Origin of the sequence: Corallococcus sp. AB032C, from assembly GCF_003668935.1 — a bacterium.
GTDB classification, from domain to species: domain Bacteria; phylum Myxococcota; class Myxococcia; order Myxococcales; family Myxococcaceae; genus Corallococcus; species Corallococcus exiguus.
In genome coordinates this window covers 1-13337 of the sequence record NZ_RAWP01000108.1, presented here as the reverse complement: position 1 = coordinate 13337, position 13337 = coordinate 1, and the positions used below count along the sequence as shown (strand labels likewise).

Below are 13337 nucleotides of genomic sequence, written 5' to 3'. Positions count from 1 at the left end.
CCCCGGAGCGTGTTACGACGCCCCCGGTTTCCACCCCATGAAGGAGGCGTCGCACATGCTCAAGCAGGGAGACGTGGCCCCGGAGTTCACCGTGCAGGACTCGACGGGGAAGACGCACCGGCTGTCGGACTACCGGGGCAAGAACGTGGTGCTCTGGTTCTACCCGAAGGCGGACACCCCGGGATGCACCGCGGAGGGCTGCTCCTTCCGCGACCACAAGACCCAGTACGAGGCGAAGGGCACCGCCATCCTGGGCATCAGCTTCGACACGCCGGAGGAGAACCAGGCGTTCGCCCAGAAGTTCGGCTTCAACTTCCCGCTCCTGTGCGACGTGGAGCGCAAGGTGGGGCTGGCCTACGGGGCCGCGGATGACGCCTCGGCCCCCAACGCGCGCCGGGTGGGCGTCGTCATCGGGCCGGACGGCCGTATCAAGGAGTGGCACGCCAAGGTGGACGCGCGAGCCTTCCCCCAGGAAGCGCTGTCGCGGCTCCAGTAGGTCAGGGCGCGAACGAGCGGGACGGCAGGCGCGAGCGGATGAACACCGCCACGCCCGCCAGCACGAACCACGGCAGCACGTGGCCCAGCATCAGGTGCCCCGCGCTGCCGTCCGGGCAGTGCACGTGAAGTATCAGCAGACTCACACCCGCGGAGGACAGGCCCGCCGCCAGCGCCCGCACGGGCTGGAAGGCGGAGCGGCACAGCAGGACGAGCGCCAGGGCCAGCGGCACCACGGACAGGACCACCTCCGCGCCCATGCACCCCAGGGTGCCCGCGAGGAACGGCCGCACCTGGACGCCCGAGCGTCCGCTCAGCTGCGCCAGCGCCACGACGAGCGCGCCCACGGCCACGAGCGTGAAGGGCCAGGCGCGCTGCCTCGGAGCCAGGGCCACCATCGCGCCGCCGCCCACGCCCACGACGATGAGCAGCGCCACGAGCGCCACCGCCAGCGGCGACGCGGAGTTGAGCATCATCCCGTGCCGGCCCACCCAGAGCAGCCCCACCGCGCCCACGCCCAGATAGGCGGCGAGCAGCACCGCCACCTCCTTCCACCACGGCGTGGGCTTGGGGTGCGCCGCCAGCTCCGTCAGCGACTGGCGCCGCGTTTGTTCGAGCCTCGCATCATTAATAAGGACAGGGGGCGGAGCGGAGGCGGGGGGCGCCAGCACCTGGAAACCCTCCAGCAGGGCCCGGCAGTCCGCGCACCCGGCCGCGTGCGACGCCAGGTCCGGAGGCAACGGGCCGTCCAGTTGGTCGAGGACGCGTTCGCACTCGGGCGTCATCGTGAAGTCTCCTGCTGAAGAGGGGCGAGCAGCTCGCGCAGACGCGCGTAGCCCCGGTGGGCGCGGACCTTCACCGCGCTCTCGGTGAGGCCCAGGGTCTCGGCGATTTCGGCGAAGCCCATGCCCTCGAAGCGGTGCATGAGGATGGGCAGCCGCTGGCCTTCGGGAAGCTGCGCCAGGGCGCGTTGCACCGCGCGCTCCAGACCCGCGTCGCGAGGCTCCGGCGTGTCCGCCACGGCGGTGAGGGGCAATTCCCCCTCTGGAGTGAGGTCCTCCGGGCGGCGGTGGCGGCGCGCATGGTCGCGCGCTGCGTTGGTGGCGATGGCGTACAGCCAGGGCCGGACGCGGGCCCCGGCCTGATAGCGGCCCCGCGCGCGCACCAGGGACAGGAAGGTGAGCTGGGCCAGGTCCTCGGCGGTGGCGGGGCTGCCCGTGAGGCGCGCCAGGTAGCCCTGGACGGGGCGCGCGTAGCGCTGGAAGAGCGCGTCGAACGCCTGCGCGTCCCCCTGGCAGAACCGCTCCATCAACACCTCGTCCGAGTCGCCGGAAGCTCCCGGAGATGCCGGCATGTCTCCGGTACGCACGGGCTCGGCACCAGGTTTCACGGGAGGGGACGGAGGGCTCACGGGACGGGCGCGGACTTTAGGGCCCGGAAGGCGCCGAGCGGGAGAAAGTCGCCCCCGTCAGGACGAGGCGGCCGGCCGCAGCCGCGCCAGCCACTCCTCGAAGGCGGGGTGACCGTGCAGTTGCGCCAGGTCCTCGTCGGAGGAGGCGTAGGCCGCGTCCTTGAAACCCAGGCCTTCCGCCCGCTGGAGCAGCCGCACCGCGTCCGCCACGTTGCCCGCGCGCGCGAAGGCGCAGGCCGCGTCGTACGCGATGCCCGGGTCCGGTACGTGCTTCAGCGCCGCCTCGCCCACCGCCGCGGCCTCCGAATAGGCGCCCCGGATGAACAGCGCCCGCTCCGCGCACCGGAACGCGGCCGCCGGGTCCACGCCAGGCAGCCGCAGCGCCTCGTTCACCTGGCCCAGGCGGATGAGCGCGCCCGCGTACTCGTGCATCACGGTGCGGTCCTGCGACTCACCCCACGCCTGCTTCCAGTAGCCCACCGCCCGAGCGTCATCCCCCACCAGCGAGAACGCCGCCGCCACCGCGTGCATCTCCACCGGCTGGCCCTGCACCTGGGAGAAGTGGTCCAGCGCGGGCCGCCCGTGGCCCTGCTTCAGCGCCACCCAGCCCAGCAGGTAGTGGGTCCGGCTGGTGAGCCCCGGGGACAGCCCCTCCGTCTCCAGCACCCGGTTGCCCTGCCGCCACGCATCGTCCAGCCGGTCCTCGCGCAGCGCCTGCTGCGCCTCGCGCAGGGCCTGGGCGTTGGGGCCCTCCTCCTCCTTCGCCTCGTTGCGCACGCGCATCACGTCCGTCAGCACGCGGAACGCCTGGAAGCCGAACATGGCGAAGAGGACGCCCATGAACAGGGCCCCGCTCTTGATGCTCAGCAGCACCAGGCCCACGCACAGGCCCAGCGCCAGCACGTGCGACACGATGAAGCCCCGCCGCCCGAACATCCGCGTCGCCAGCGCCGTGCTGATGTGCCCGCCATCCAGGGGCGGCACCGGCAGCAGGTTCAGCACCGCCCACACCATGTTGGCGAAGAAGAAGTTGCTCAGGAAGAAGTCCGCCACCTCCGAGCGGCCCCGCACCTGCATCAGCACCGCCCAGCACAGGACGCCCAGCGCCAGCCCCGCCAGCGGGCCCGCGAAGCTGCTCACCACGTCCTTGTGCCAGGGCAGGGGCGCGTCCGTGTTGGGCCGCGTCACGCCGCCCATGAACACCAGGTCCACGCTCGGCTGGTATCCAAAGAAGCGGAAGGCCACCGCGTGCCCCAGCTCATGGACGAGCACGGACACGAAGACGATGAACATCCACGCCAGCACGTAGGTCACCACCGCGCCCATGTGCCCGGGCGACGCGGCGTCGGCCAGCTGGTCCCCCAGCCACCCGGCACCCGAGTGCCGGCCCGGCAGGGGCAGGGACTGGTAGGCGAACACCGCGGAGAAGAGCAGGTGACTCGTGTGGACGTGGACGGGGACGCTCCCGAGCCGAAAACGGAACATGGAGGGGGACATTAATCGTTGGCCCCCACTCGCGCAGGGCCGTTCTCATGGCCCGCGCGCTTCTGTTCCCCTCCGGGTTATAGGGTGTCTTCCGCCATGCTGAAGCTGGGTCCCTACACGCTCTCCAACCCCTACATCCTCGCGCCCATGGCCGGCGTGAGCGAGCGCCCCTTCCGAGTCATCGCCTTCCGGCTGGGCGCGGCCCTCTGTCCCACGGAGCTGGTCAGCGCCCAGGGCCTGATGCGCCAGAACCAGCGCACCCTCAAGTACCTGCGCTACGACCCGGCCGTGGAGAAGCCCTACTCGCTCCAGATTTTCGGAGGCGAGCCGGAGGCCATGGCCCAGGCCGCGCAGGTGGGCAAGGCCGCGGGCGCGCAGGTCATCGACATCAACATGGGCTGCCCGGTGAAGAAGGTGGTGCGCAACGGCGCCGGCAGCGGCCTCTTGTGTGACGTGCCCCGCGCCGCCGACATCGTCCGCGCCATCCGTGAAGCCACCGGCCTGCCCGTCACCTGTAAAATCCGCTCGGGCTGGGACGCGCGCACGCTCAACTATCTGAAGGTGGCGGAGGCGCTGCAGGAGGCGGGGTGCGCGGGGCTCGCCCTGCACCCTCGCACGCGCGAGCAGGGCTACTCGGGGCAGGCGAACTGGGCCCACATCGCGGACCTCAAGCGCCACTTCCCGGAGCTGCCCATCATGGGCAACGGGGACGTGAAGACGGTGGCGGACGCCCACCGCATGCTGGACAGCACCGGCTGCGACTTCGTGATGATTGGCCGGGGCGCCCTGGGCAATCCGTGGCTCTTCCGCGAACTTTCGGGCGGCCCACCCGCCACCCCGGAGGAGCGCTGTGAGCTGGTGCTGGAGCACGTCCGGGCCCACGCGGAGTTCGTCGGGGAGCCCTTGAGCGCGGTGCGCTCCTTCCGCCGGCACCTGGCCTGGTACGCCCACGGCCTCAAGGGCGCGGCGCACTTCCGCTCGGAGGTGAACGGGCTGGACTCGCCGGAGGCGGTGGAGGACAGCGTGCGCCGCTTCTTCGCGGGCGCGGACACGGACCCCACGGCACCTCTAGAGGAGCCGGAGGTGGACTACCGCGCGGCGCTGGGCTGAGCGCTGGCCCCGCCCGCGACGGAAGCCGGCGGCACCAGCACGCGCCCGGTGGCGACGGCGCGGAAGTAGTCGCAGGCCGGGGTGGGGCGGCGCTCCAGCGTGTCGAAGTCCACGTGGTAGAGGCCGAAGCGCGGGCCCCAACCCTCCAGCCACTCGAAGTTGTCCAGCAGGCTCCAATAAAGGTAGCCCTGCACGTCCACGCCGGCCTCGCGCGCGGCCAGCACCTGGCGCAGGTGCGCGTGCAGGTACTCCGGCCGCACCGTGCCCTTGCGGTCGTCGATGCCGTTCTCGGTAATCCACACCGGCTTGCCGTAGCGCTTCACCTCCTGAAGGAGCTGGAGGAAGCCCTCGGGCCGCTGCTCCCACCCGATGTCGGTGAGCCCGCGCCCGTCCGGGTCGCGGTACTTGAAGTCGATGAAGGGCGGGCGCGGCATGAAGCGCAGGTGCGCGCGCGTGTAGTAGTTGACGCCCACGAACTCCACGGAGTCGCGCGCCCCGTCGATGCGCACGTCCGTGGACGCCACGCCCGGCATGAACACGCGCAGGTGGCCGGATGACAGGGCCTCGTGGAACGCGTGGTTGTAGGCCGGGGCCGCCAGCCTCACCAGCGAGCGGTCCAGGGGATGCCACCAGCGGTCCGGCGCGAACGCGAGCATGTTCTGGGAGATGCCCAGCTCCACCCGGCCCAGGTGCTGGCCCAGCTCTTCCCGAGCGATGACGTGCGCGCGCACCATGTTCCCGAGCGCGGCCATCGTCTTCGCCCCGTCCGCGATGCCCGGCGGCATCAGGCCCTGGAGGTAGCCGCCCAACAAGAGGACCATCGGTTCGTTGAAGGAGATGACGAGCGCGTCCAGCCCCTCCAACAAGGGCGCGCACCGGCGCACGTACTGGCGGAAGGCCTCCAGGCTCTCCGGAAGGTGCCAGGGCGTGGACGCGTGGAACCACGTGGGGTGGGTGAAGTGATGGAGCGTCACCACCGGCCGCAGGCCCATCGCGCGCAGCTTCAGCAGCCGCTCGCGGTAACCCTCCAGCACCGCGCCATCGAACCGGCCGCGCTCGGGCTCGATGCGCGCCCACTCCAGCGACAGCCGGAACGCCGTGGCTCCCACCGCCTTCGCCAGGGCGTAGTCCTCCGCGTAGCGGCGCCAGTGGTCCACCGCGATGCCGCATCTCGCATGGGGCTCCTTCAACTTCCCCAGCCGCTCCCACTCGGCCCAGTCGTTCTCGATGCCGCCCTCCACCTGGTACGCGGAAGTGGCGACGCCGAAGGTGAAGGACGAGGGGAAGGTCAGCGCGGCGGAGCTCATTCGGGCGCGCACCGTAGGCCGCCGCACCCACGACGGGAAGCGATGCGATGCGCGCGCGCCGGATGCACGGCAGCGGACATCCAGCCCCGTAGCGCGGACCCTCGAAGTGCGTCCGGAGCCGGAAATTCGGCCTCGCGCGCGACACGTCGGACCCCCGAAATGACCGCCACGAACGGTTCGACGCGCCCGGAGGCCAAAAATCGGCCTCGCCGCGCACTGCAATACATCACCATGCGTTGACACACTGGCATGTCGCCCGTACCATTCATTTCAAGCACTCACGTTCAGTTCGAAGTGGGTGCAGGGCTCGCGTCCTCGCGGGCCTCAACACTGAACGGAGGATTCCGATGGCCGCGAAGAAGAAGACCGCGAAGAAGGCCGCGACGAAGAAGACCGCGACGAAGAAGACCGCCCGCAAGGCCCCTGCCGCCAAGCGCGGTACGGCCAAGAAGGCCGTCGCGAAGAAGCCGGCCGCCAAGAAGGCCGCCAAGAAGAAGACCGCTTCCCGCCGGAAGGCCGCGACCCCCGCGGCCCCGTCGACCCCGGAAGCCTGAAGTAACGGCGTCATTTCGGACGTCGGTTGACGTCCGGTGAACGGCTCGGCGAAACCCGCCGGGCCGTTTTCCTTTTGCGGGCCAGGGGTTTACGTCTCCTCGTGTGTCCGCCCGGGAGGGGCCCATGTCGCTGCGTCCGGTGGAGTTCGGTGAGGTCGTGGCGGAGGCCGCGGCCCGGCTGGTGGGCGCGGTGGCCCAGAAGGCGTGGTGCCCGCTTCCCCGCCTGGCCTACGTGGAGCTGCGCGTCCCGGGCAGATCGGTCGTGCTGTGCCTCTGCGCCGAAGGCGAGCTGTCGCGCCTGTCCGTCGCGGAGGACCGCTTCCCCACGCCGGGCGAGCCCGCTCCCTTCCAGCGCTGGCTGCGCCAGGAGCTCACCGGCTTCAAGCTCCAGGCCGCGCGCTACCTGGAGGAGAGCCGCGCCATCATCCTGGAGTTCGATCGCGAAGGCGTGCGCCGCCGGCTGGTGATGGAGGTGGGCGCGCCCGGGGGGCTGCTGCTCCTCAGCGACAACAACCGGGTGCTGATGCTCTCCGGTGAAGGCTTCGGCCCCAGGCGCAACCTCTATCCGGGAGCGCAGTGGTCGCCACCGGAGCCCGTGTCCGCGGAGGCGCTGGCGAAGGGCCGCGCGCAGCCCTCACGTCTGGAGCCGAAGGAAGAAGACACGCTGCCCAGGCTGCAAGCCGCCGAGCGGGTGCTCGGACAGAAGGACCGCACCAGCCGCGCGGACACCATCCGCCGCCGGCTCGCGCAGCCGTACCGGGCGAGGCTGAAGCGCTCCTCTCGCACATTGGAGAAGGTGCGCGCGGAGGCCCAGCGAGGCCCGGAGGCGGAGAAGCACCGCGAAGTGGGCGAGCTGCTCGCGCAGAACCTGCACCGGCTCAAGCGAGGCGCGTCCCAGGTGACGCTCACCTCCTATACGGAGGCGGGCGTGGAGGAGGTCCAGGTGAAGCTGGACCCGAAGCGCACCCCGAAGGAGGAGGCGGACTGGCACTTCCACCAGTACCGGCGCCTGCTGCGCGGCGTGGAGCAGGCCCGCCACCGCGAGGCGGAGCTCGCGCGAGAGGTCGCCCACGCGCAGACGGCGCTCAGCCAGATTGAAGCCATGGATGACGCCGCGCTGCTCGCGCAGGTGGAAGTGCTCCAGGTGACCCAGGGGGAAGAGGGTCCGAAGGGAGGCCTCCCCTTCAAGGAGTACCTGGGCCATGGCGGCGCGCGCATCTGGGTGGGGCGCGGCGCGGAGGACAACGACCAGCTCACCTTCAAGGTGGCCCGGCCGTGGCACCTGTGGCTGCACGCGCGGGGATTGCCGGGCAGCCACGTGGTGGTGCCGGTGGAGAAGAACGCGGAGGTGGCGCAGGAGGTGCTCCTGGACGCGGCGCACCTCGCGCTGCACCACTCCGGTGCGAAGGGCGAACCTCGCGGCGAGGTGAGCTACATGCCGGTGAAGTTCGTGCGCAAGCTGAAGGGCGCTGCCCCCGGGCAGGTGACGTATGCCCGGGAGAAGACCTTCGTGGTGCGCATGGAGCCGGAGCGGCTGGAGCGGCTGCTCAAGTCGCGCCATGGCGACCCGGGCAGCCTGTCCTGAAGGACAATGCCTCTGGGACGAATTCAACCCGGGGTGCCACGCGCGGCGTGTGGGCCCGGTCGACAGGCGGACGGGCATCCAGCCCCTGGCCTTGAGGTTCGGGAAGTGCCGGGTACGATGCCCCCCGCGTGACGCCCGAAGCCTTCCGCCAGATGTCCCTGTTCCCCCGTGGCTCGTCCGCGGAACGCGCCGCCGCTTCCGCGCAGCGCGTGCCGGAAGGTCCCGCGCCGCTGCCGCCGCGCAACCGCGTCGCGGAGGAGGCACCGCGCGTCCTCACCGCGTCGCGTGAGGAGCTCTGGTCGCGCGCGGAGTCGCTCGCGTGGCGGTTGAGCGCGAACCTGGGCATGCCGGTGCGCCTGGCCGTGACGGACAACCGCTCCACCATGGTGTCCTTCCGCCGCGGCTCGCAGGTGCTCCAGCTGCGGCTGCACCACATGTTCCTGGACGCGCCCGAAGTCATCGTGCGCGCGGTGGCGGACTACGCGGGCCGGGGGCACCGTGCCGCGGGCGCCCTCCTGGACGAGTACATCCGGGGCCAGCAGCCGCTCATCCGCCAGCTGCGCCGGGAATCCGACGCGGAGCTGAATCCGCTCGGCCGCTGCTTCGACCTGCGCGCGCTCTACAACGGCGTCAACGAGGCCTACTTCCAGAACGCCATCCAGGCCCGCATCGGCTGGGGCCGCATGCCGCCGCGCCGCCGCCGCAAGTCCATCCGCCTGGGCGTCTACGACCACCAGACGCGCGAAATCCGCATCCACCCCGCGCTGGACAAGCCGGACGTGCCTGCCTTCTTCGTGGAGTTCATCGTCTTCCACGAGATGCTCCACCAGCTGTTCCCCAGCAGCAATCGCACCGGGCGCCGCGTGCACCACCCGCGCGCCTTCCGCGAGCGCGAGCGCACGTACCCGCACTACGCCGCCGCGCTGCGTTGGGAGCGAGAGAACCTGGGCACGCTGCTGCGCGGTTGAGCGCACGCCGAGCGGCCTGGACATTTACTGGTTTACCTGCTCGGTCGCGCTCCGTGACTCCTTGACCGAAACGCGCTGGGGCCGGATGTTCGGCCTCATATGCGACGAGCAAAGATTGTCTGCACCCTCGGTCCCGCCAGTCAGACCCCGGAGATGTTGGAAGCGCTGCTGGAGTCCGGCATGGACGTGGCCCGGCTCAACTTCTCCCACGGCAGCCACGAACAGCATCAGGCGAACATCGACATGCTGCGCGCGGCCTCGCTGAAGGTGCGCAAGGCGGTGGGCATCCTGGGCGACCTGCAGGGTCCCAAGATTCGCACCGGCCGCTTCGTCACGGGCAGCACGGAGCTGAAGCACGGCGCCACCTTCCACATCACCACCGACGAGACGGTGAAGGGCACGGACGAAATCGTGTCCACCACGTACCCGCACCTGGCGGCGGACGTGAACCCGGGCGACCGCATCCTCCTGGATGACGGCCTCCTGGAGCTGCGCGTCGTGGAGACGGACAAGAAGCAGCTCATCAAGACGGAAGTGATTCACGGCGGCATCCTGAAGAACAACAAGGGCATCAACCTGCCCGGCGTGGCGGTGCGCGCGGACGCGCTCACGCCCAAGGACCGCGAGGACCTCATCTTCGGCCTCAAGGCGGGCGTGGACTACATCGCGCTGTCCTTCGTGCGTCAGCCGTCCGACCTGGACTCCGCGCGCCAGGCCATGGCGGAGGTGGGCCGCACGGTGCCCATCATCTCCAAGCTGGAGAAGCCGGAGGCCATCGCGCGCCTGGACGCCATCCTCGACAAGACGGACGGCGTGATGGTGGCCCGAGGCGACCTGGGCGTGGAGATTCCCCCGGAAGAAGTGCCCGCCGTCCAGAAGGACATCATCCGGCGCTCCAACCTGCGAGGCCTGCCCGTCATCGTGGCCACGCAGATGCTCAACTCGATGATCGACAACCCGCGTCCCACGCGCGCGGAGGCCAGCGACGTGGCCAACGCCGTGTACGACGGCGCGGACGCGCTGATGCTCTCGGGCGAGACGGCGAGCGGCAAGTTCCCCCTGGACTCCGTGCAGATGATGGAGCGCATCATCCTGGCGGCGGAATCCTCCTCCCGCGCGCAGCTCCTGCCGCGCCAGATTGAGGCCCCGCTGGGCCTGCCGCTGCACTTCCCGGACGTCATCGCGCGCGTGGCGTGCGAGGCGGCCAAGGCCAGCGGCGCCACGCTCATCGCGGCCTTCACGCTGTCCGGCGTGACGGCGCGGCTGCTCGCGCACTACCGGCCCACGGTGCCGATTGTCGCGTTCAGCCCGAACCAGGAGGTGCGCCGCCGCCTGTCGCTGCTCTGGGGCGTGGTGCCGCGCGTGCTGGAGCCCATCCTGGAGACGGAGACCATGCTCCGCCGCGTGGAGGAGGAGCTGGTGTCGCGGGGCCTCGCTCGCAGAGGCGACCGCATCGTGGTGGTGTTCGGCGCGCCGGTGGGCCAGCCGGGGAAGATCAACAGCCTCCGGCTGCACACCATCAGCGCCTGATGCAGGGCCCTACGCCGGGCTCTTCTTGAGAGCCCGGCGGGGAATCTCCGCCTCGACGAAGATGGTGAAGAGGTCCTTGTCGAGCTGTCCGGACCCCGCCTCCTTCTTGAGGATGTCCAACGCGAGCGTGTGCGGCACGGCCTTCTTGTAGGGCCGGTCGCTCGCGGTGAGCGCGTCGTAGATGTCGCAGATGGACATCATCCGGGACTGCACTGGAATCTCCGGGACGGCGCGAGGGTAGCCCGTGCCATCCAGCTTCTCGTGGTGCGCGTACGCAATCTCCGGCACGCGGCGCAGCGCGCGAGTCCACGGAATCTGCGACAGGAAGCGGTACGTGTGGTCGACGTGGCTCTCGATTTCGCGGCGCTCCTCCGGGGAGAGGGTGCCGCGGGTGATGGAGAGGGATTGGATTTCATGGGGCAGCAGCAGCGGCTTCCCATGGTCATGTGCGTCGGTGAACGTGAGCTTGCCCAGCTCCAGCAGCCGCTCGAAGTTGCCCTGCGCGAGCACCGTGGGCTTGTTGCAGGTGAGCAGGAAGCCCATCACCTCATCCAGCTGGGCCAGCTCCTGACCGAGCCGCGCGTCCTCCTCCTGATGGATGGAGGGCAGGGCGGACAGGCCGCGGACCTCCACGGAGGCGAGCCGGCGCCGGGAGCTCTGCAGCTGCAAGTCCTTGCGAGCCAGTTGGAAGCGGGCGCTGAGCGCCTCCAGCTCATGCGGATACAGCTTCTCCGCCTTGACGAGCACGTTCTCGCGCACGCCCACCTTGCCGAAGTCATGCAGCAGCGACGCGTACCGCAGCTCCTGCAGCTCCACGGCGGTGAAGCGCGTCTGGGCATAGGGGCCGGTGGCGCGGTGCTCCAGCGCCTGGGCCAGGGACACGGTGAGGTCCGCGACGCGGCCGGAGTGGCCCGCGGTGGAGGGGTCGCGCGCTTCGATGGCGACGACGGACGCGGAGACGAAGCCCTCGAAGAGGCGATTGATTTCCTCATGGAGGAGGGCGTTCTCAATCGCGCCGGCGGCCTGGGCGCCCAGGGCGAGCAGCAGCTCCTCGTCCTCCTCGTCGAACACCTGCCCGGCGCGCTTGTTGAGGGCCTGGATGACGCCCGTCACCTCTCCATTGGCGTCGCGCATGGGGACGCAGAGGATGGTGTGGGTGCGGTAGCCGCTGGAGATGTCGAAGCTGCTGTTGAAGCGGGCGTCGGCGTAGGCGTCGGGGATGTTGATGACGGCGCCGGTATGGGCGACCTGGCCGGCGATGCCGCTGCCCATGGGAAGACGGATTTCGTTCTTGGAGCCCTGGGCCACCTTGCTCCAGAGCTCCTCGCGCTCGCGGTCCAGGATGAAGAGCGAGCAGCGGTCCGACTCCACGACCTTGGTGGCCTCATAGAGGATGAGGGGCAGCAGCAGGTCGAGGTCGCGCTCGGCGCTCATCGCCTTGGCGACATCCAGGATGGACGTCAGCTTCGCGAGCCGGCGGGACAGGTTGGGGGAGGCGGGCACGGACTGGGGAAGCACCGAGGCGGGCTCCGTGGGATGCGGCGGATGGCCGCGGGCGCGCCACGTTGTAGCACGCAGGATGTGTCGGCTGCCCGGCCCCCCCACCTGCCAGGTCCACCTGTGTCCGCAAGCACCCTGTCCTGCCGGGCGAAGGTACCAGGGCCCACCGGAAGCGGTTATGAAGCGCCGCCATGACCCGCCCCGTCCGCATCTCTCCGTCGCTGCTCTCCTGTGATTTCAGCCGCCTGGGTGAAGAGGTCCGCGCCATCGAGGCCGCCGGTGCGGATTGGATTCACGTGGATGTCATGGATGGCAGGTTTGTACCCAACCTCACGTTGGGTCCGGTCATCGTGGAGGCCATCAAGCGGGTGGCGACGAAGCCGCTGGACGTGCACCTGATGATTGTCGAGCCGGAGAAGTACGTGGACGCGTTCGTGAAGGCGGGCGCGGACGTGCTGACGGTGCACCAGGAGGCGAGCCCGCATCTGCACCGCACGCTGCAATCCATCCGTCAGGTGGGGGCGAAGCCGTCGGTGGTGTTGAACCCGGGCACTTCGCTGTCGGCGATTGAGGAGGTGCTGGGGGACGTGGACATGGTGCTCTTGATGAGCGTGAACCCGGGGTTCGGCGGGCAGTCGTTCATCGAGTCCACGGTGGACAAGGTCCGCCGGCTGCGCGCGATGTTGGACGCGCGGGGGCTGAAGGACGTGGACATCGAGGTGGACGGCGGCATCAACGCGCAGACGGCGAAGCGCGTGGTGGACGCGGGGGCGACGGTGTTGGTGGCGGGCAGCTACGTGTTTGGCGCGAAGGACTACGCGCAGGCCATCCGTTCGCTGCGGCCGTCGTGAGTCAGGCGGCTTCGGGCGAAGCGGGAGGGCGCACCGCGGCGGCGGCCATGCGGGCGATGCGGGTCATGAAGGTGGGGTCGCACGGCTTCACTTCGTAGTCGTCGGCGCCCAGCTCGAAGCACACGTGGCGGGTGAATTGATCCTCCACGCCACTGAGCATGATGACCTTGGAGTCGCGAGTGACGGGGTCCTTCTTCAGCTGCGCGAGCAGGTCCCGTCCGTCCTGGTGCTGATTGATGTCCAGGATGATGACGGCGGGCCGGTGTTTGCGGGCCAGCTCCATCACATGTTCGGAGGTGGTGTCGGACACGCAGACGAGGCCGGAGCGCTTGGCCTCCCGGGCGAGTGCCGACACGACAAGGGGCTCATCATCCGAGATGAGGACAGTGGGAGCAGTCATGGTCCTCTGTGGGGGAACAGGGGCGGATCAACGTGCAACATCTTGGAAGTACAGGAAGGTCCGGATCTTGTGAAGAGGGTGAACATTGTCCCGTCCTGAAGGGTAGGTAGGACAACAGTCGGGGGAGCGAGGGGGTTGGTG

General features: G+C 70.0%; 13 protein-coding genes. 7 read left to right on the top strand and 6 right to left on the bottom strand.

Annotation, left to right across the window (positions count from 1 at the left end):
- The first annotated feature begins 55 nt into the window (after positions 1-55).
- Positions 56-496, top strand: a complete 441-nt coding sequence (locus tag D7X99_RS33975) for a peroxiredoxin (RefSeq protein ID WP_121781397.1) — start codon at positions 56-58, stop codon at positions 494-496.
- 1 nt (position 497) lies between these two features.
- Here D7X99_RS33975 and D7X99_RS33970 read toward each other — a convergent pair whose 3' ends face one another.
- From D7X99_RS33970 to D7X99_RS33960, 3 genes are all read right to left on the bottom strand, one after another.
- Complete coding sequence (locus D7X99_RS33970) at positions 498-1280, bottom strand: NrsF family protein (protein ID WP_121781383.1); 783 nt, start codon at positions 1278-1280, stop codon at positions 498-500.
- Complete coding sequence (locus D7X99_RS33965) at positions 1277-1849, bottom strand: RNA polymerase sigma factor (RefSeq protein WP_169827231.1); 573 nt, start codon at positions 1847-1849, stop codon at positions 1277-1279. Before D7X99_RS33965 ends, D7X99_RS33970 begins: the two co-directional genes overlap by 4 nt.
- A gap of 114 nt (positions 1850-1963) precedes the next feature.
- Positions 1964-3391 (bottom strand): site-2 protease family protein, encoded by a 1428-nt coding sequence (locus D7X99_RS33960; RefSeq protein ID WP_121781395.1) that lies wholly within the window; start codon positions 3389-3391, stop codon positions 1964-1966.
- A gap of 96 nt (positions 3392-3487) precedes the next feature.
- Here D7X99_RS33960 and dusB point away from each other — a divergent pair, with 96 nt between their 5' ends.
- Positions 3488-4501, top strand: a complete 1014-nt coding sequence (gene dusB / locus D7X99_RS33955) for a tRNA dihydrouridine synthase DusB (protein ID WP_121781382.1) — start codon at positions 3488-3490, stop codon at positions 4499-4501.
- On the opposite strand, the gene D7X99_RS33950 is transcribed toward dusB, so the two are convergent.
- Positions 4480-5808: a glycoside hydrolase family 1 protein gene (locus D7X99_RS33950; protein WP_121781381.1), complete on the bottom strand. Its 1329-nt coding sequence runs from the start codon at positions 5806-5808 to the stop codon at positions 4480-4482. The genes dusB and D7X99_RS33950 overlap by 22 nt on opposite strands.
- A 347-nt stretch (positions 5809-6155) precedes the next feature.
- Between D7X99_RS33950 and D7X99_RS33945 the strand changes: the two genes are divergently transcribed.
- From D7X99_RS33945 to pyk, 4 genes are all read left to right on the top strand, one after another.
- Positions 6156-6362, top strand: a complete 207-nt coding sequence (locus D7X99_RS33945) for an excinuclease ABC subunit A (protein ID WP_120577597.1) — start codon at positions 6156-6158, stop codon at positions 6360-6362.
- A gap of 124 nt (positions 6363-6486) precedes the next feature.
- A complete protein-coding gene (locus tag D7X99_RS33940) occupies positions 6487-7947 on the top strand; it encodes an NFACT RNA binding domain-containing protein (protein ID WP_121781380.1) in 1461 nt (486 codons plus the stop codon).
- A 152-nt stretch (positions 7948-8099) separates the two neighbouring features.
- The gene (locus tag D7X99_RS33935) at positions 8100-8915 is read left to right on the top strand and encodes a hypothetical protein (RefSeq protein WP_121781394.1); all 816 of its coding nucleotides are present in this window, start codon (positions 8100-8102) and stop codon (positions 8913-8915) included.
- Positions 8916-9014: 99 nt separating this feature from the next.
- On the top strand, positions 9015-10445 hold the full coding sequence (gene pyk / locus D7X99_RS33930; protein WP_121781379.1) for a pyruvate kinase: 1431 nt from the start codon (positions 9015-9017) through the stop codon (positions 10443-10445).
- Positions 10446-10454: 9 nt separating this feature from the next.
- On the opposite strand, the gene D7X99_RS33925 is transcribed toward pyk, so the two are convergent.
- Positions 10455-11963, bottom strand: a complete 1509-nt coding sequence (locus tag D7X99_RS33925; protein ID WP_121781378.1) for an HD family phosphohydrolase — start codon at positions 11961-11963, stop codon at positions 10455-10457.
- A gap of 173 nt (positions 11964-12136) precedes the next feature.
- Between D7X99_RS33925 and rpe the strand changes: the two genes are divergently transcribed.
- The gene (gene rpe, locus D7X99_RS33920; protein ID WP_121781377.1) at positions 12137-12796 is read left to right on the top strand and encodes a ribulose-phosphate 3-epimerase; all 660 of its coding nucleotides are present in this window, start codon (positions 12137-12139) and stop codon (positions 12794-12796) included.
- Between the two features lies 1 nt (position 12797).
- Here rpe and D7X99_RS33915 read toward each other — a convergent pair whose 3' ends face one another.
- Complete coding sequence (locus tag D7X99_RS33915; RefSeq protein WP_121781376.1) at positions 12798-13196, bottom strand: two-component system response regulator; 399 nt, start codon at positions 13194-13196, stop codon at positions 12798-12800.
- Positions 13197-13337 lie beyond the last annotated feature (141 nt).